The following is a 17,664-nucleotide window of genomic DNA, read 5'->3' as shown; positions in this document are numbered from 1 at the left end:
AGTACTTCTTCGGCATACGTGGTAAGGTCGAATACGGCCTGGCCATCGGTATCGCTTGCGCCGTTGTCGCAAAGCTGGTATGGCACTGCAGGGGTTACTGCAACAGGGGTTGGGTGTACGATCAATTGCAGCTCTGCAATGTCGAAACATTCGGTCTGGTTAGAAGAAACATTAATATATAATGTCTGAACCCCATTTGTTGTAAAAGCAAAAACGTTAGTATAAGCATCAATTTGTGCATCACTTAGAGGGTTAGCTCCAAAAGTGGCATCTGCTAATGTTTCGTGTACGGTAAGTGTTACCGATCCGCCCATGTACGACAGGATATAATCAAGTGCTGTGTTGATGTTGAATACAGCTACCTGGTCGTTGTTAGCGTCGCACTCTTCTAATGCCGGTACTACAGGGGCTATTGGTGCAGGAAGCACTTCAAGATCAGCCGTGGTTATCGACGCACATCCGGTAATTTCATCAATTACCTTTACATAAATTGTAGCCGTAGTAGATGAATACGGCGTAGAAAGGCCTGCGCCACCTGTTTGTGCCTGTTGCAATGTAGCGTAATAAGCCACAGTATAACCGGCAGCGCCATTGGTTACTAAAGGCGCAATAAGATCTAAGTTAAATATACCCTGGCCCGGAGTTTCTTCGCAGGCATAAAATGGTTCCATTGCAGTGTTTACAACCGGTAGCGGGTTAACCACAAGGTTAAACGATGCCACACTAAAACAACCAAACTGGGTTTGTACCCTTACCCATAATGTTGCGTTACCGCTTTGGTAAGATGTTGGGTTTGGTATTTGCGGAGTGCCTGCAAGTGCATTGGCCTGACTTGTGTAGTACGTTACCGTTGCAAGAGGGTTAACCGTAACATCATCATTTAATGTGGTAAGGTCAAATAGCTCTTCGCCATCAGGAGAATTGTTATCATCGCAAAGCACGTAATCTGCTATAGCAGGAATTACCGGAGCAGGATTAACAATAAGTTGAACCGGCTCTACCGTTGCACAATTGGTTGTTGTGCCTGTTGGTATTACTCTTATATATATAACAGGAATAGCAGTATTGTTTGTATATGTTGCCGGGGTAGTTATTGCACCCGTGCCGTTCTCGGCTGCAGCCTCTGTAGTATGGTAGGTTACCGTTAAGCCGGTCTGGCCATTAATAACCTCTGTACCTGCCAAAGTAAGGTCGAATACCGCAATACCATCATTTGGCAATACATCGCACACCTGTAATGGTGTTGCAGGTACCGTTACCGGACGCGCTATTACATTAAGCTGTGCCGGTGTTACAATAAAGCAACCTGTTGTATTATTTACAACGCGCACATATATTGTAGTGGTTGCAGTTGTATATACGGAAGGCAACACATCTGTCGATGCATCATCGGCTAAAGCCTGAGACGCATAATATGTAAAGGTATAACCGGCCGGATTGGCAATTATAAGGGTGTTTAATTCGGTAAGTGTAAAATCGGCAGCACCATCTTCATCACATTCCTGAAGCTGTGCTGTAGCACTTACAGGAGGTAACGGATTTACTATAAGGTTGAATGACGATATGCTAAAGCATCCAAAAGTATTTTCTACCCTTACCCAAACCGTTTGCGGGTTGGCGGTATTAGTATAGGCTTGCGGAGTAGGAATTTCCGGAGTTCCTGCCTGGGCCGCAGCCTGGCTGCTATAATAAGTAACGGCTAAAGTTGCGTCTGCCCCTACTGCCTCTGTATTTTTGGTAGTAAGGTTAAACACGGTGGCTTCGCCCGTTGTGACAGCGTCATCACACAATGTGTAATTAGAAACTACCGGTACAGCAGGTTTAGGATGTACAATAAGGTCTACCGTTTGTATTGAATAACAGTTGGTTGTAGTACCTGTTTGCACTACCCTTATAAATATAGTCTGGGTGTTCGCAGTTTCTGAAGGATAAGCTCCTGGAGTTGTAATGGCACCGGTACCGGCTTCGGCTTCGGCTAACGATTCATGATAAGTAACCGTGTAACCCGTTTGCCCATTAAGCACCTGCGTTCCTGCAGGGTTAAGGTTAAAGATAGCAAGGCCATCATAATCGTTATCGCAAAGTTCTATTGCTGTGGCAGCCGCTAAAACTGGTGCGGCATTTATGGTTATTGGAGCTGTGCTGCTACCTGCCTGTAAACAGCTTGCAGGGTTAGCAGCAACTGTATAAGTAACGGTGTAAGAACCCGGAGTACTTGTTGCAAGGTCAATTTCGCCTGTAGCGGGGTCTATGTTTAAGCCCGTACCAGCACTGTATACACCACCTGTTGTAAAATCGGTTGCTGGAGTTGGCACAACGTTTGCCGCACCCGCACAAACAGCAGCAGGCAATGTAAATGATGTAACCGATGGGTTAAGTGCCACAATTGTTACAGTAAAAGAGGTAGATACACTCTCGCAACCGTTAGGCGTTGTTTGCCTAACATAATAAGTTGTAGTACCTAAAGTAGCTGTATTTACTACCGGAGGGTCTGTATGCCATGCACTACCGTAAAACCATCCAACGGTGTTACCTTGGTCAAAACCTACGGTAAGCACAGGAGCGGTCTGGCCCTGGCAATAAGTTAAATTGGCAACGGTTGGTGGCTCCGGCTCGGCGCCAACAAATTCAACCTCCATTGTACTTATACAGTTACTTGTACCCCAATCGAACAAGTAAATACCAGGGGTAGAAAAGTTTGATATTGTAATATTTGTAGAAGTAGGATCTGATATTGTTGCCGTACCCGGATTATCGGCATGTGGTGTCCAGCTACCAATACCTGCAGCTTCTACATCTATAGAAAGTGTGCCGCAGGGCATATAATTAGGGGTAGGCGTAATAATCTGGTTTTGCGCTGTAAACTCAATAGCATCCAAATAGTTACCAACACTGGTATCTCCTGTAGAAGTAGAAACTGCCTGGAAATAAAAACGCGTTATAGGCTGGTCTGCCGGTACGGTATAAGTTATGGCAGCATTAGGTGCTTCTCCATAATGTACCCATCCAGTATTAGGAGTTGAAACCTGAACTACCTGCTGAAGCGTACCGCCTGCAGGTCCCGCCATAAGCTTACAAACGTCTGTTCCCATACGCCCACGGTGGGCAAACTTAATAGTAAACACAGTAGACTGTGGTGTAGCATAATCTTGGTAAACACCCATAGTGCCCTGATTGGCATTAGCGTTAAGCTCTATAAATTGCGATCCTTGGAAGGCAATAACACCTTCGGCTGAAGGAGATGGCCAAAACTCAATAATATGGTCATTATTAGTAGTTCTCCAACCTTGTACCGTATTATCATTAACAAAATTTGGCCATCCTGCTCCCGCTGGCGGCGCGGGGGTTTCAAAACTATAATTAATTGTGTTTATAGAACAATCTAAATTACTGCTTGCCGGTGGTGTGGTTACGCATATATTAAATGTAGTGGTAAGGCTTGGGCTGGCAAGGTTAAAATAGCTGCGCAGTTTATAAACTGTACCAGGTGTTAGCCCCGATGCAATTATAACATTATTGGCGCTGCAATACATCTGCGTTAAAGCGCCACACTCACCCTCATACAATACCAGCATAACCGGCTGTATAGACCCTGCAAAGTTAGATAGTGCAATGGTATGCGTGGTTGCCGTAGCTGTAAACTGGTACCAGATATCCTGGCCTCCAATTGGCGTGGTTAAGCTGGTGCAAGGGGCAACCTCTCCTGTTGATGCCGTTGCTGCCGTAAACGATGCCGTTGCTGTAGATGTACATGTAGCACCTGCATTAACAGTTAACGTAGTGGCGTTGGCACAATTATCATTAGGGGGCGCAAAATAAACTTTTTTGTTAGATTTTGGCGGGGTGATACTATGCTTATTAGCCGATACAAATTGTATGCACAGCAGGGAAATAAGCAGTAATGTAATTCTTTTCATTTATAAACAATTGAGGTTTTAAAATTATAGCAATTATGACTATTAAACAACCAAGCCTATCATTTTACTACCTCAAAAAATCATTTTTGTATAGTATTCAACTATAATAGGATAATTTTAATATAATATGATTTTTTGACATATTTTAGCAGTTTTTCAAGAATAATCACACTTATTTTAAACTTTACGCAAACATTTACAGTAATTTACCAAGGCATTAACACACTGTTTTTAGCACTTTCAGACATACAAACATAGTTAACTAATAAAAAAACGCGAGGTAAACTGTTTTGCTGCAAATTTTAAGATACAAGGTGCATTAATTTTTTCTTTTGAAAGTTATAATTTACACATAACCAACACACAGCATAAAATACAAAAGAGCCTTTCCGTTTTAACAGAAAGACTCTTTAAAATATTTTATTTACAGCTATTACCTGTGTTTTATCTCGGCCATTTTAATAGCTACAATTGCAGCCTCCGTACCTTTATTACCATGTATACCACCGCTACGATCTATAGCCTGCTGCATGGTATTATCTGTTAATACACAAAATATAACAGGCACATCGGTAAGCACATTAAGATCTTTTATGCCCTGCGAAACCGCTTCGCACACAAAATCAAAATGTTTGGTTTCGCCCTGTATAACACTGCCAATAGCAATAACAGCATCCAGGTTTTGGGTAGCTATCATTTTTTTTGCAGCATATACCAGCTCAAAACTGCCCGGCACATTCCAGCTAACAATGTTTTCCTGCGGTACGCCATTTTCCAGCAAAGCCTCTATAGCGCCTTTGTACAGGCCCGAAGTTATATTTTCGTTCCACTCAGAAACAACAATCCCAAACCGAAAATCTTTCGCGTTTGGGATTGTGTTTTTATCGTATTCTGATAAGTTTTTATTTACTGTAGCCATGTTATTCTACCATTGCTATATAAGCGTCAATCATAACACCTTCCTGAGAAGCGCTGTATTTTTCTTTAATTTCTTTAAAGTACTTAAGTGCTTCTGCTTTCTTACCAAGGTTTAAAGACAGTTGGCCTGCTTTAAATAAAAAGCGTGGAGCAGTAAGTGCATCGTTAGAAACCTTAGAAGCTTCATCATAAAATTTAAGGCCTTCTTCTAAATTAGCTTTAGTACCTAACTGAACAAAAGCATCGCCTTTAGCGCCAATTGCCCAGGCTTTTAAAACAACATCGTCTGTTTTAAATTCTTCAAGGTGCTGTACAGCCTCTTTGTATTTACCTGTGTTTAGGTAAGCAGTACCTGCACAGTACTCTGCAAGGTTAGCAGCATCTGTACCAGGATATTTGTTTATAATCTCTAAGAAACCATATTTACCTTCGCCACCGTTAAGGGCAAGTTTGTAAAGAGAGTCGCTTGCAGTAGTTGCATTAACAGCCTGTGTAAGGTATTGTTCTGCCTGGAACATCTCGTTAGCAGCCTCCTCTTCTTTAGGGGCTACAATAAATTTGTCGTAAAACAAATATCCAATAGTTATCAATGCAATAGCACCTACCACGGCAAAAATAACCTTTTGGTTTTTGGCTACCCATTCTTCTGTTCGAGAGGCGCCTTCATCCAGCGAATTAAAAACCTCTGCAGTAGTACTTTTTCCGTCAAATGTTTCTTCTACGGCTTCTACAGCTACTACATCTTTTTCTTCTTCCGGTTTAGGGGCTTTGTATCCTCTTTTATTATATGTTGCCATTTAATTTATTTTAGTGAGCGCAAAAATAAAATTTTTATTGAATAATAAAATATCTTTTTGTCGTTATTTTTCAATAATTTGCAGCTACTTTAAAAAACTACCTTTTTTATTGGAAGGTTTTCATATTCAGGGCCATTAAAAATGCACTTAAAGAATTTATCGCTCATCAATTATAAGAACATCGCCGAGGCCAATTATGAGTTTGACCCAAAAATAAACTGTTTTGTAGGAAAAAACGGTGTTGGCAAGACAAATGTGCTCGATGCCATCTATCATTTAGCCTACGGAAAAAGTTATTTTAACCCACTCGCACTGCAAAACATTAAACACGGCGAAGAGTTTTTTGTTATAGACGGCACTTTTGATAAAGACAACCGTACAGAGCAGGTTGTTTGCAGCCTTAAAAAGGGACTTAAAAAGGCCCTTAAACGCAACGGAAAGGCCTACGACAAATTCTCTGAACACATTGGCTTTATACCCCTTGTTATTATATCACCATCTGATAACGACCTTATTACCGAAGGTAGCGAAACCCGCCGCAAGTTTCTGGACACTGTTATATCGCAGCTGGATCCCGCTTATTTACAGGAACTTATTAACTACCAAAAAGTGGTAGCACAGCGCAATGCTTTGCTTAAATATTTTGCCCTTAACCATACTTTCGACAGGGATACTTTAAACATATACAACGAGCAGCTGGACGGTATGGGTCAGCGTATTTTCGAAAAGCGAAAACTCTTTCTTGCCGACTTTGTGCCCATTTTTAGCAAGCACCACGAAGCCATTACAGATTCGGCTGAAAGTGTAAGCCTTGTTTACGATAGCCACCTGCATACCAAAACATTAGCCACCCTTTTAGACGAGAACCTGCAACGCGACCGCGTGCTGCAATACACCAGTGTGGGCATACATAAAGACGACCTGCTTTTTGAGATTGACGGCCATCCTATAAAAAAATTCGGGTCGCAGGGTCAGCAAAAGTCGTTTTTAATAGCGCTCAAGCTGGCACAGTTTGAATTTATAAAAAAACAAGGAGGCGTTTTACCGCTTTTATTGTTTGATGATGTTTTTGATAAACTGGACGAAACCCGCGTTGCCAAAATTGTACAAATGATAGACGATAAGGTTTTTGGGCAGATATTTATTAGCGATACCCACCCGGAGCGTACTGAAGCTATTATTAAAACCACCCACCAGAGCTACAGGATTTTTAATTTATAGTTAATTTGGTAATTTGTTTATGCGGTAATTCGTAATTTGAAATTCATAATTATCTTTAATCTATGATAACAACCACTACCCTTCAGTTTCTTGAAGACCTTAAAAACAATAATAACCGCGATTGGTTCCAATCCAATCAGGACCGTTACGAACTTTATAAAACTGATTACAGAGAAACTGTTGAAGCCTTTCTTGATGAAATAAAACCGTTTGACGACACACTGGAGCAGCTGGAATTTAAAGATTGCTCCTACCGTATTAATCGCGACATAAGGTTTAGCAAAGATAAAACGCCTTATAAAACCCACATGGGTATCTGGATGTGCGAGGGTAAAAAAAACACCAACCTTGCCGGATATTATGTGCATATAGAAAATGGCGCTGCCTTTGCTGCGGCAGGTTTGTACTTTCCGGATGCGGCCGACCTTAAAAAAGTGCGCCGCGAAATAGATGGCTTTTACGAAGAACTGGAGCAAATTGTAGCCGAGCCTGAATTTAAAAAGCTTTTCGGCAAACTGGAAAGTAATAACGACAACACCCTAAAAACATCGCCTAAAGATTTTGATAAAAACCATCCGGCTATAGAATTTTTAAAGCTTAAAAGCTTTTTGGCGGTTACTAAACTTACCACGAAAGACCTTACCAGCAAAACCTTTATAAAAGATACCACCAAAAAACTATTGGTAGCGCAACCGCTTGTAGAATTTTTAAACCGCGCCCTTACTACCGAATAAAGCTTAAAAGCGTATTTTTGCAGCAACAATTAACTTTTGCTTGTTTTATGGAAATCCTTACCCATTACCCTCTTAAAAATTACAATACATTTGGCATTAGTGTTTTTGCTAAAGAGTTTGTTTCGGTACACACCACCCAGGAGCTTGCCGAAGTATTAAAAGAAAATCAAAGCAAAAAACTATTTATATTGGGCGGCGGCAGTAATATGCTGCTTACGCAGGATATAAATGCATTGGTTATTCACGTAGACCTTAAAGGTAAAGAAGTGGTTTGGCAGGATAACGAAACGGTACACGTTAAAGCTATGGCCGGCGAAAACTGGCACGAGTTTGTACAACATTGCATTGAACATAATTTTGGCGGACTGGAAAACCTGTCGCTTATTCCGGGCAATGTGGGCACTACCCCTATCCAGAATATTGGTGCTTATGGCACCGAAATTAAAGATACCATGATTAGCTGCGAAGCTATGGATATTGCCACTCAGCAACTCATAACCTTTACAAAAGAAGATTGCGAATTTGGCTATCGCGAAAGCATCTTTAAAGGAAAGCTTAAAGACAAATACATAATTACATCGGTTACTTTCGGGCTTACCAAAACCAACCATACCGTAAACACTTCTTACGGCGATATTGCCGCCGAGCTTACCCGCAAAGGCGTTACCCTGCCCCCTACCATTAAAGAGGTTAGCGATGCGGTTACCGCCATTAGGCAAAGTAAATTACCCGACCCTAAAGAACTGGGTAACAGCGGTAGTTTTTTTAAAAACCCAATTATTACTATACAAGATTTCGAAAGAGTATATATCTTGCATCCGCAAATGCCGCATTATACGTTAGACGATACTTATGTAAAAGTACCGGCCGGCTGGCTTATAGAGCAATGCGGTTTTAAAGGCAAACGCTTTGGCGATGCCGGCGTGCATGCTAAGCAAGCCTTGGTATTGGTCAATTATGGCAATGCTACCGGGCAGGAGCTGCTGGACCTTTCTAAAAATATACAAAAAACGGTGCGCGATACTTTTGGCATTGCCATAGAAGCAGAGGTTAATATAATATAGTGTTTGTTAAGTCAAAAATAAGTTTCTAAAAAACTGAATACCGCATACCAACCACTGAACACTTTTACCTAATTTTGCGCAAAAATTAAAAAGCCTATATGCTTAACATTATTTTTTATGTATTTATCGGGGTTGTAGTACTGCAAATGGTTTATTATTTGGGGGTTTACGGCAAATTTGCTTTTGCAAAGCCGTTAAGCATTACTACCAAAAGGTTGCCGGTATCGGTAATTGTATGTGCCAAGAACGATGCCGAGAATATAAAGCAACTAATCCCATTACTTGCTGCACAAAATTATCCTGATTTTGAGCTGGTGCTTATAGACAACGCATCCAGCGATGATACGCTTGATATTTTTGAGGAATTCGAAAAGCAATACCCTAACCTTGTACGCCTTGTAAAAGTAGAAAATAACGAAGCTTTTTGGGGCAGTAAAAAATATGCGCTTACCCTTGGCATTAAAGCAGCCCGAAAAGATTACCTGCTGTTTATAGATGCTAAATGCATGCCCAATTCGACCGAGTGGATAGCCCACATGTCGTCTCAATTTACCATGAGCAAAACCATTGTACTGGGCTATGCAGCGTATGAGAAAAAGAAAAATTCGTTTTTAAACAAGATCATACGTTATGATAGTGTGCTAACCGCCACCCAGTATTTTGCATGGGCAAGGGCCGGTAAGCCTTTTAACGGCAATGGCCGCAACCTGGCCTATAAAAAAGACGAGTTTTTTAAAGTTAATGGCTACATTAACCATATTAAGGTACACATGGGCGAAGACTCATTATTTATTAACGAGGTAGCTACTAATAAAAACACGTCCATTTGCTACACCCCGGAAAGCTTTACGTATCGTGAAAGCAGAAAATCGTTTAAAGAGTGGGTAAAAGAAAAGAGGAAAAAAACCTTTACGGCGAGTTTTTTCAAATCGGCCGACCAGTTACAGATAAAAGCGTTTTACCTGTCGCAATTAAGCTTTATAGTATTAGCTATAGTACTTGCGGCACTTCAGTTTAACTGGATGTTTTTAGTACCGGTAATTATAGTACGTTACATTGCAGGCTGGGTAACCATGGCACAAAGCGCGGCACGTTTACACGAAAAAGATGCGGTATACTGGTACCCGGTTATAGAAATTATTCTTATCTTCACACAACTGTATGTAAACTTTACCAATTTATTCTCTAAACCCACGCATTGGAAATAAACTCGCAAAACATTCAAAAAAATATAGAAAAGGCAAAAACGGGCGACCAGGTTGCCTTTACTTTTTTATTAGATTTTTTTTGGAATGAGGTTTACGGCTTTATGCTAAAGCGCACCCAAAACGAGACCGACAGCGAAGATATTGTTATAGAAACTTTTTCTAAAGCGTTTGACAGGATTGCCACTTACAATCCGGAATACGCCTTTAATACCTGGCTTATTGCTATTGCGAAGAATGTACATATTGATTTGCTTCGCAAAAAGCGCTCCTCGTTATTTATAGAAATTACCGATGAAGAAGACAGGCGTGCCTATAATGTAGCCGATAGTTCTCCTACTGCCGAAGACAACCTTATTAAGGAGCAGAACCTTTCGCGCCTTTTAGAGTGCATTAAACACCTCAAGCCGCAATATCAGGAAGTAATCCAGTTGCGCTACTTTCAGGAACTAAGCTATCAGGAAATTGCCACCCAGCTTGGCGAACCTTTAAATAATGTAAAGGTTAAGCTGCTTAGGGCAAAAAAATTGCTTTTAGAAATTATTACGAAAAAATAGGTTTTACTCCCTCTGCATACGCAAATTTTATCTTTTTCGTTATAAAATAACCTAAAGCCCTTACTTTGGTTAAAAAACCACGCAAACCCTTTGTTTATCAAACCTTCGCAAATAAAAATTCTGTAAAAATTTATAGATTTTTGTATACTATGCGCGCCTTCTAAAACGTTGTAGTGATATAGAGATTTACAAACCAAAAATCACCAACATTATGTCTAAAGTAAACGTTTTTAATTACGCATGGATCGACTTAGTATTCGAAGGCCGTAACCAGGAGTACGGAGCCTACCAACTGCGCCGTCAGGACTCTAAAACCACAATGTTAGCACTATTCTCGGGCATAGGCCTCATGGTTGCCCTTGTTAGCATACCAACAGTTATAAACTATTTTAGCCCTGTAGAAGAAGTAGCAGCTGTTACACCGGATAATGGCGGACTGATAATAAAAGTAGATGATTTTAAACCCCCTGTACTTGAGAAGCAAAAACCGGAGCCACTTGTAGAAAAACCGGCACCAGCTGCAGCTGCCCCACCATCTGCTACGCCTACAATACAGCACACGGCATTTGTAGCAACGTCAGACCCGGTGCCCGATCTTCCTACAATGACCGAGGTATTGGCTTCTAACCCGGGCACAACCACTACCGAGGGTACACCGGGTGGTAGCATAATTAATGGCGTTCCGGGCGGTACACCGGGCGGAACCGGTACAGCCGTTACAACCAATACCGGCAGCGGCGATGCTATTGAGAATTTTGTAGATGTTATGCCAGAATATCCGGGCGGGATAAAAGAATTTTACAAAGAGGTAGGAAACAGATTCCGCACCCCGGATACCGATAGCGATACCGCATTGAAAGTATACGTATCGTTTGTGGTAGAAAAAGACGGCTCTATGACCAATATTAAAGTACTGCGCGACCCTTGCAACTGTATGGGTAAAGAGGCCATCAGGGTTTTAAATACCATTAAAACCAGATGGGCAGCCGGTAAGAAAAAAGGTGTAGCGGTTAGAACAGCTTACAACCTGCCAATAACAGTAAACTTAAAATAACATGAAAGGCTCCAATTGGAGCCTCTTTCTATTCAAATACAACCGGTAAGGTTGTTTTGGGTATTTTTACAATGTGATAGGGCTGCGTCATTACAGTTGTAGCCTCGCCGGGTCCCTGAGATGTTGTTTCTACCGTTACGGTAACAGTACCATCGGCCTCAACAACATCAGTAACATTAATATCAAACCCGCCGCTTGTGTGCATCTCGTCTACCACAGCTAAAAGCGTAAAGGCAGTAAAGTCGATAGTAGCAGTATCCAGCATATTAGTGTCTTCGCCTGTTTCGGGATTATTAACATAAGGTGCATTAAGGTTGTCCTTTAAATTTTGCCATGCAACGGCATCATTTACAACATAAGTTCCGGCCATATCATCCTCTCCGGCAAAATCAAATTTAAAAATTTCTTCAAACACAATGGTCGAAGGCTCGGTGTTTGTAACCGGTGTAGCGTCGTCGTTTTCGCATGCGGCAAACGAAATAACAAAAAGGGCAATAAATGTAATTTTTTTCATAGCGTTAATTATTAGCTGATTAGCAGCTACAATGTAAGAAAAAAATTAACATCAAACAATATATTTGTAATCCACCGCAATAAAATACACAAAGGCATATATAGCAGCTAATACACAAAATAACATTATCTTTGCACTCTAAAGTTTTTACTCTATGGAAACTGTATTAGATACATTAAGGCCTGTTGCTGCTAACGGCCTGCTTACACAAAAACCTAAATGGCTAAGGGTAAAATTACCTACCGGCCAAAAATATACAGAATTGCGCGGGCTTGTAGATAAATACAAGCTTAATACTATTTGCACATCGGGCAGTTGCCCTAATATGGGCGAATGCTGGGGCGAGGGTACCGCTACCTTTATGATACTGGGTAACGTTTGTACACGCTCTTGCGGATTTTGTGGCGTTAAGACCGGAAGGCCGGAAACGGTTGACTGGGATGAACCTGAAAAAGTAGCCCGTTCTATTAAAATAATGGGCATTAAACATGCCGTTATTACCAGTGTAGACCGCGACGATTTAAAAGATATGGGCTCTATTATTTGGGGAGAGACTGTTAAGGCCATCCGCAGGATGAACCCTACCACTACCCTTGAAACACTTATACCCGATTTTCAGGGTATTGAGCGCCACCTTGACCGTATTGTTGCTGTTGCACCCGAAGTGGTTTCGCACAACATGGAAACCGTTAAAAGGCTTACACGCGAGGTACGCATCCAGGCAAAATACGAACGCAGCCTTGAAGTGCTAAACTACCTTAAACAATCGGGCATTAACCGTACCAAAACAGGCCTTATGCTTGGCCTTGGCGAAACCGAAGCCGAAGTACTGCAAACTATGGAAGACCTTAAAAATGTTAAGCTCGATGTGCTTACCATTGGCCAGTACCTGCAGCCAAGCAAAAAACACCTGCCGGTTAAAGAGTTTATAACGCCTGACCAGTTTAAAAAATACGAGACCATTGGCCTTGAAATGGGCTTTAAACACGTAGAAAGCGGTGCTTTAGTACGTTCATCTTACAAAGCACAGAAACATATTCTTTAAAAAGTTTAAGTTTAAGGTTTTAAAGTTCAAAGTTGCAACTACACAGTCTGTTATTCTGAACGCAGGGCAGTGGAATCGAAGAATCTTAGTAGATAAATTTAGAATGACAAACGTAAACAGCGTTACAGCTAAATAAAATGTCACAAAAAACAAAAATAGCCATTAACGGTTTCGGTCGCATAGGCCGAAACCTTTTCAGGCTTTTGATAAACCACTCGGCTATAGAGGTGGCCGCAATAAACGATATTGCCGATGCCCGCACTATGGCGCATCTGATAAAATACGACAGCATACACGGCGTTTTGCCTTATGATGTTTCGCATACCGATGATGCCATCATTATCAACGGCATTACCTACCCCTACCTTCGTCATAAAAAAATAGCCGACTGCAATTGGGCAGCTTTTGATATTGATATTGTGGTAGAAGCTACCGGCAAATACAAAATGCTCGAAGAGGTTAACCAACACCTGGAGGCAGGCGCTAAAAAGGTTATACTTTCTGCCCCGCCCGAAGACGACCGCATTAAAACTGTGGTTTTAGGGGTTAACGAAGCTATTTTAAATGGTACCGAGACAGTAGTATCTAACGCAAGCTGCACTACCAATAATGCTGCGCCGATGATGAAAATTATTAATGAGCTGTGCGGTATTGAGCAAGCGTATATTACAACCGTACACTCTTACACAACCGACCAAAGCCTGCACGACCAACCGCATAAAGACCTACGCAGGGCACGTGCAGCATCGCAATCTATTGTGCCTACCACAACAGGCGCAGCAAAAGCACTAACCCGTATTTTTCCTGAATTTATTGGTAAAATTGGTGGTGGCGGTATAAGGGTACCCGTGCCCGACGGATCGCTGACCGATATTACCTGCTACGTAAAACGCGAAGTAAGCATAGAAGAGATTAACACCGCTTTTAAGGCTGCTGCCGATGGCCCGCTTAAAGGCATACTTGCCTATACCGAAGACCCTATTGTTAGCGTAGACGTGATAGGAAACCGCAACTCGTGCCTGTTTGATGCACAGCTAACATCGGTTATAGATAAAATGGTAAAAGTTGTTGGGTGGTATGATAACGAAATTGGATATTCGTCAAGAATAATCGACTTGATTTTGTATTTGGAGCGATAGTTTTCGACACTAATTACACTAATTTCACAAATTATTAAAGTCCGAATACAATAAAATAAATGTAAGGTCAAATAGTTTCGACAAGCTTAGTGCCATGCTATTTGGCCAAACACTACTTATTAATTAGTAATTCCTTTCAATATCTTGCCGGGATTCCGATGTGATATATAAAATATAACACATTACAGATGAAACTGTCTACTGAGCACTGCGACTGCCTACTTTTTATTCCCTCCTCCTAAAATTATTCCTGCTACCGGGGCTACCCGGACGGCTTGCGGGGTTGCCCGGCCTTATTATCCTGTCGTTATTTTTAGATTCGGGTTTTGCTTCAGGCTTTGGTAAACTTGCTTCTTCGGTTTTACTGGAAGGCTCAATTAAAGTATTAAGCTCATCAATTTCAGCAGGGCTAAGTTCGCGGTAGCGGCCCACCGGTACATCTAACGATATGTTTATAATACGGGTACGCTTAAGCGCGGTAACATCGTAACTCAAATATTCGCACATGCGCCTAATCTGGCGGTTAAGCCCCTGGGTAAGTATAATTTTAAAAATGTATTTACTAACCTGCTCTACATGGCATTTACGGGTAACGGTATCTAAAATAGGCACACCGCTGCCCATACGCTGTATAAACCTGTCGGTTATTGGGCGGTTAACGGTAACAATATATTCTTTTTCGTGGTTGTTGCGGGCGCGGAGTATTTTGTTTACAATATCGCCGTCATCCGTCATAAATATAAGGCCCTCACTGGCTTTATCAAGCCTGCCTATTGGAAAGATGCGCTTAGGGTAATTTATATAATCTACAATATTGTTGTGCACCTCCAGGTTTGTGGTACACTCTATACCCACAGGCTTATTAAAGGCAAGATAGGTATGCCTGCCCTTTTTCTCGGTAATCAGCTTGCCGTCTATACGCACCTCATCACTTGGAGTAACTTTAGTGCCCATCTCTGGCACAACACCGTTAAGGGTAACGCGGCCTTCCTCTATAAGTCGGTCGGCTTCCCTGCGAGAGCAATAGCCCGTTTCAGATATAAATTTATTAAGGCGTTTTAATTCTTCTTCCATACTGCAAAGTTACTTATTTATCGGCAGAATCAGAATCAAATAAAAACGAATAGATCTTAGTGTAAAGTTTATCATCGTGCATGCTATGCCCCAAACCCTTTGTTTCTACAAACTCTGCCTTTGGCCATGCCGATGCTATTTTTTTACCCTCTTTAAACGCCACCGTTTTATCGTTACGATCGTGGGCAATTAAACCCTTAATTTTAATTTTAGCAGCAAAAAGGCTGCCTGAAAATTCTTCAGTCTTAATTTTAAAATGATCAAAAAAATGTTTTTTGAGTAACAAAAACACATTACTGTTAAGGCTAAGCAGGCCAATGTAGTTGTGTAGTATTGAATTAAAATCGCACGGGGCCCCCATAATAACTAATTTTTGTAAAATGGTATTAGGGTAATGCGATTGGTAGTACAGTGCCGTAGCACCGCCTAAAGAGTGCCCTACCATATATTGTGGCCTTTCTCTCTGCACAATAATATCTATAAACTCGGCGTACTGCGGGATGTTGAATTCGGTACCCGACGATAGCCCGTGTGCCGGGGCATCTAATGCTATAATGGTACAGCCGGCCTTTTTAAGGTAGGTAATAAAAAGTTTCCAGCGTGCGGCATTGCTCTCCCAGCCATGAACTAAAAGCACCTTAGTATCGTTACCTTTCCAGGTGTAGGTCTGGAAAATAAAATCGTTATGGGTAACTATACCGGCCTGGGCCTCTTTAAGCACAGACGGAAGGCTGTCTTTTAAAAGCCTGCCCTCTCTTGGGTTGCTAAAATATTTATAAGCAAGCCTAAGGGCCTTTTGTGGCGATGTATAACTGAGTATGTTAATGTACAATCCTATTAACTTAGCAAGGATATAAGTAAACAGTCTCTGCATGGCGGTTAATAAAAAAAGCCTCCGGTTAAGGAGGCTCAGTATTATATTTTAGCAAATAATTGCTCCATTTTTTCTTTTTCCTCATCGGCAAGAGAACTATCTACCAGTATCCTTCCGCTGTGCTCATCGGTAATAATTTTTTTACGCGCGGCAATTTCCATTTGGGTTTGCGGTGGTATTGTAAAGAAAGAACCTGCAGATGCACCCCTTTCTATAGATACTACAGCAAGGCCGTTACGAACACTATTCCTAATTCTGTTGTAAGCAGCAAGAAGCCTCTCTTCGATCTGAGCCTGATACTCAGCAGATTTCTCTGCAAGAAACGTTTCTTCTTTTTGAGTTTCAGACATAATAGCGTCTAACTCTGATTTTTTGTGGCCAAGGTGGTTGCTTTTAGCATCCAGCTTTTCCTGGCTTTGCGCAATAGTGTCTTTTTTAAACTCTATTGATGCCTTCATTTCTTTAATGTGCTTTTCTGCAAGTTGTATTTCCAGCTCCTGGAACTCAACCTCTTTAGTAAGCGAGTTGAATTCGCGGTTATTGCGCACATTTTTTTGTTGCTCAGTATATTTTTTAATAGCAGCTGTGTGGTCTATAATAGCAGCTTTTTTATCTTTAATCTGCTCTTCGATAGACTCAAGGTCGGCTTTAAGTTTTTCAAGCCTTGTGCTCAATCCTGCAACTTCATCTTCAAGGTCTTCCACCTCAAGCGGAAGTTCGCCCCTCACATTTCTGATTTCATCAATTCTTGAATCAATTAACTGTAAATCATAAAGTGCCCTTAATTTGTCTTCAACACTTAGTTCCTTGATATTCGCCATAGATATATGTACTTAACTGGATTTGTATTCTTTCCTGTAAAATGATTGCAAAATTAGGGATTTTTTTCGTAAGATAATCAACTAAATATTATTTTATATAACAGAGTTTTAAAGTAGACAAAATAGCACATACATTAGTTATATAATTTTATAAATTTACAAACCAATATCCAACCATCACCTTTAATGGATTTACAAAATAAGCTTGATATTATTGATATCGAAATAGCCAAAGGACTTAAACAAAGAGCCGCAGACAGACTACGCAATTTACAGGGTCATTATCCTGATGAGCTAATAATCTGGTACAAGCTGGCCGAACTCTATTATGAAAGTGGCTTTTTAGATGCCGCCGGTAAGTATTGGATATTAGCCGAACCAACAGAAGAACGAATTAAAAAATGTGTAGAAATTTACGAAAAATCTGTAAATTATTCGGGTAACCAAATATTAAAAGAACTGGTTTTTAGAGGAGACAAATCGAAATTGCCTGTTTATGCCCAACACAAAATAGAAGCTTTGGAAATTAATAGCAAAAGTAAAGTGGGCACAGTACCTACTTATACCCGAAAACATTTTAAAACAAAAAGCCTACCCAAAGGCAAATATACATTAAGGCAAAATATAACCGAGAAACTAATTATTGCAATTGTTATATTTATTATAATATCAATTTTATTAGGATTTGCAAACGGCGTTAGTATTATATGGAACTTTTTATTTAAATAAT

General features: G+C 40.9%; 16 protein-coding genes. 9 read left to right on the top strand and 7 right to left on the bottom strand.

From position 1 onward, the window contains the following. The 3 genes from G509_RS21685 to G509_RS0107820 all read right to left on the bottom strand — a co-directional run. Positions 1 to 3,917: immunoglobulin domain-containing protein (locus G509_RS21685; protein WP_035738678.1), on the bottom strand; the 3,917-nt coding region annotated here is incomplete at its 3' end. Positions 3,918 to 4,350: 433 nt separating this feature from the next. After that, positions 4,351 to 4,836 (bottom strand): 6,7-dimethyl-8-ribityllumazine synthase, encoded by a 486-nt coding sequence (ribH, locus tag G509_RS0107825; protein ID WP_026991007.1) that lies wholly within the window; start codon positions 4,834 to 4,836, stop codon positions 4,351 to 4,353. Position 4,837: 1 nt separating this feature from the next. After that, positions 4,838 to 5,632 (bottom strand): tetratricopeptide repeat protein, encoded by a 795-nt coding sequence (locus G509_RS0107820; protein WP_026991006.1) that lies wholly within the window; start codon positions 5,630 to 5,632, stop codon positions 4,838 to 4,840. A 141-nt stretch (positions 5,633 to 5,773) separates the two neighbouring features. Between G509_RS0107820 and recF the strand changes: the two genes are divergently transcribed. The 6 genes from recF to G509_RS0107785 all read left to right on the top strand — a co-directional run bounded on the left by recF (position 5,774) and on the right by G509_RS0107785 (position 11,467). Further along, the gene (recF, locus tag G509_RS0107815) at positions 5,774 to 6,853 is read left to right on the top strand and encodes a DNA replication/repair protein RecF (protein WP_026991005.1); all 1,080 of its coding nucleotides are present in this window, start codon (positions 5,774 to 5,776) and stop codon (positions 6,851 to 6,853) included. Positions 6,854 to 6,915: 62 nt separating this feature from the next. Then, positions 6,916 to 7,587 carry a DUF2461 domain-containing protein gene (locus G509_RS0107810; protein WP_026991004.1) on the top strand — a complete coding sequence of 224 codons (672 nt, stop codon included), beginning with the start codon at positions 6,916 to 6,918 and terminating at the stop codon, positions 7,585 to 7,587. A gap of 47 nt (positions 7,588 to 7,634) precedes the next feature. Next, complete coding sequence (murB, locus tag G509_RS0107805) at positions 7,635 to 8,651, top strand: UDP-N-acetylmuramate dehydrogenase (RefSeq protein ID WP_026991003.1); 1,017 nt, start codon at positions 7,635 to 7,637, stop codon at positions 8,649 to 8,651. A gap of 98 nt (positions 8,652 to 8,749) precedes the next feature. After that, positions 8,750 to 9,859, top strand: a complete 1,110-nt coding sequence (locus tag G509_RS0107800) for a glycosyltransferase (RefSeq protein ID WP_026991002.1) — start codon at positions 8,750 to 8,752, stop codon at positions 9,857 to 9,859. Then, positions 9,850 to 10,413: an RNA polymerase sigma factor gene (locus G509_RS0107795; RefSeq protein WP_026991001.1), complete on the top strand. Its 564-nt coding sequence runs from the start codon at positions 9,850 to 9,852 to the stop codon at positions 10,411 to 10,413. Before G509_RS0107800 ends, G509_RS0107795 begins: the two co-directional genes overlap by 10 nt. Before the next feature lie 211 nt (positions 10,414 to 10,624). Further along, positions 10,625 to 11,467, top strand: coding sequence for an energy transducer TonB (locus tag G509_RS0107785; protein WP_026991000.1), 843 nt, complete (start codon positions 10,625 to 10,627; stop codon positions 11,465 to 11,467). A 28-nt stretch (positions 11,468 to 11,495) separates the two neighbouring features. On the opposite strand, the gene G509_RS22810 is transcribed toward G509_RS0107785, so the two are convergent. Then, positions 11,496 to 11,981 carry a protease complex subunit PrcB family protein gene (locus G509_RS22810; RefSeq protein ID WP_051200053.1) on the bottom strand — a complete coding sequence of 162 codons (486 nt, stop codon included), beginning with the start codon at positions 11,979 to 11,981 and terminating at the stop codon, positions 11,496 to 11,498. Positions 11,982 to 12,135: 154 nt separating this feature from the next. Between G509_RS22810 and lipA the strand changes: the two genes are divergently transcribed. Together lipA and gap are read left to right on the top strand one after the other, a co-directional pair. Further along, positions 12,136 to 13,026, top strand: a complete 891-nt coding sequence (lipA, locus tag G509_RS0107775; RefSeq protein WP_026990999.1) for a lipoyl synthase — start codon at positions 12,136 to 12,138, stop codon at positions 13,024 to 13,026. A gap of 137 nt (positions 13,027 to 13,163) precedes the next feature. Continuing rightward, complete coding sequence (gap, locus tag G509_RS0107770) at positions 13,164 to 14,165, top strand: type I glyceraldehyde-3-phosphate dehydrogenase (RefSeq protein WP_026990998.1); 1,002 nt, start codon at positions 13,164 to 13,166, stop codon at positions 14,163 to 14,165. A gap of 225 nt (positions 14,166 to 14,390) precedes the next feature. Here gap and rluF read toward each other — a convergent pair whose 3' ends face one another. Genes rluF through G509_RS0107755 form a run of 3 tightly spaced genes read right to left on the bottom strand, consistent with a single transcriptional unit; the run spans position 14,391 to position 16,934 of the window. After that, the gene (rluF, locus tag G509_RS21675) at positions 14,391 to 15,239 is read right to left on the bottom strand and encodes a 23S rRNA pseudouridine(2604) synthase RluF (protein WP_051200051.1); all 849 of its coding nucleotides are present in this window, start codon (positions 15,237 to 15,239) and stop codon (positions 14,391 to 14,393) included. Between the two features lie 13 nt (positions 15,240 to 15,252). Beyond that, on the bottom strand, positions 15,253 to 16,113 hold the full coding sequence (locus tag G509_RS0107760) for an alpha/beta hydrolase (protein WP_026990997.1): 861 nt from the start codon (positions 16,111 to 16,113) through the stop codon (positions 15,253 to 15,255). A gap of 41 nt (positions 16,114 to 16,154) precedes the next feature. Then, a complete protein-coding gene (locus tag G509_RS0107755; protein WP_026990996.1) occupies positions 16,155 to 16,934 on the bottom strand; it encodes a zinc ribbon domain-containing protein in 780 nt (259 codons plus the stop codon). Positions 16,935 to 17,120: 186 nt separating this feature from the next. Between G509_RS0107755 and G509_RS0107750 the strand changes: the two genes are divergently transcribed. Then, on the top strand, positions 17,121 to 17,663 hold the full coding sequence (locus G509_RS0107750; RefSeq protein WP_026990995.1) for a DUF6584 family protein: 543 nt from the start codon (positions 17,121 to 17,123) through the stop codon (positions 17,661 to 17,663). The last annotated feature ends 1 nt before the right edge of the window (position 17,664 follow it).

It is taken from the genome of Flavobacterium subsaxonicum WB 4.1-42 = DSM 21790 (assembly GCF_000422725.1).
In the GTDB taxonomy this organism is placed as follows: Bacteria; Bacteroidota; Bacteroidia; order Flavobacteriales; family Flavobacteriaceae; genus Flavobacterium; species Flavobacterium subsaxonicum.
Note: the sequence above shows the minus strand (reverse complement) of the source record. Positions and strands in the feature narration are given on the sequence as shown.

What these genes read in the sequence shown, in the direction of transcription:
- gap (WP_026990998.1), top strand. Translation starts at nt 13,164, where the DNA reads ATGTCACAAAAAACAAAAATAGCCATTAACGGTTTCGGTCGCATAGGC.
- G509_RS0107785 (WP_026991000.1), top strand. Translation starts at nt 10,625, where the DNA reads ATGTCTAAAGTAAACGTTTTTAATTACGCATGGATCGACTTAGTATTC.
- rluF (WP_051200051.1), bottom strand. Translation starts at nt 15,239, where the DNA reads ATGGAAGAAGAATTAAAACGCCTTAATAAATTTATATCTGAAACGGGC.
- murB (WP_026991003.1), top strand. Translation starts at nt 7,635, where the DNA reads ATGGAAATCCTTACCCATTACCCTCTTAAAAATTACAATACATTTGGC.
- G509_RS0107760 (WP_026990997.1), bottom strand. Translation starts at nt 16,113, where the DNA reads ATGCAGAGACTGTTTACTTATATCCTTGCTAAGTTAATAGGATTGTAC.
- recF (WP_026991005.1), top strand. Translation starts at nt 5,774, where the DNA reads ATGCACTTAAAGAATTTATCGCTCATCAATTATAAGAACATCGCCGAG.
- G509_RS0107800 (WP_026991002.1), top strand. Translation starts at nt 8,750, where the DNA reads ATGCTTAACATTATTTTTTATGTATTTATCGGGGTTGTAGTACTGCAA.
- G509_RS0107750 (WP_026990995.1), top strand. Translation starts at nt 17,121, where the DNA reads ATGGATTTACAAAATAAGCTTGATATTATTGATATCGAAATAGCCAAA.
- G509_RS0107820 (WP_026991006.1), bottom strand. Translation starts at nt 5,632, where the DNA reads ATGGCAACATATAATAAAAGAGGATACAAAGCCCCTAAACCGGAAGAA.
- ribH (WP_026991007.1), bottom strand. Translation starts at nt 4,836, where the DNA reads ATGGCTACAGTAAATAAAAACTTATCAGAATACGATAAAAACACAATC.
- G509_RS0107755 (WP_026990996.1), bottom strand. Translation starts at nt 16,934, where the DNA reads ATGGCGAATATCAAGGAACTAAGTGTTGAAGACAAATTAAGGGCACTT.
- G509_RS0107810 (WP_026991004.1), top strand. Translation starts at nt 6,916, where the DNA reads ATGATAACAACCACTACCCTTCAGTTTCTTGAAGACCTTAAAAACAAT.
- lipA (WP_026990999.1), top strand. Translation starts at nt 12,136, where the DNA reads ATGGAAACTGTATTAGATACATTAAGGCCTGTTGCTGCTAACGGCCTG.
- G509_RS22810 (WP_051200053.1), bottom strand. Translation starts at nt 11,981, where the DNA reads ATGAAAAAAATTACATTTATTGCCCTTTTTGTTATTTCGTTTGCCGCA.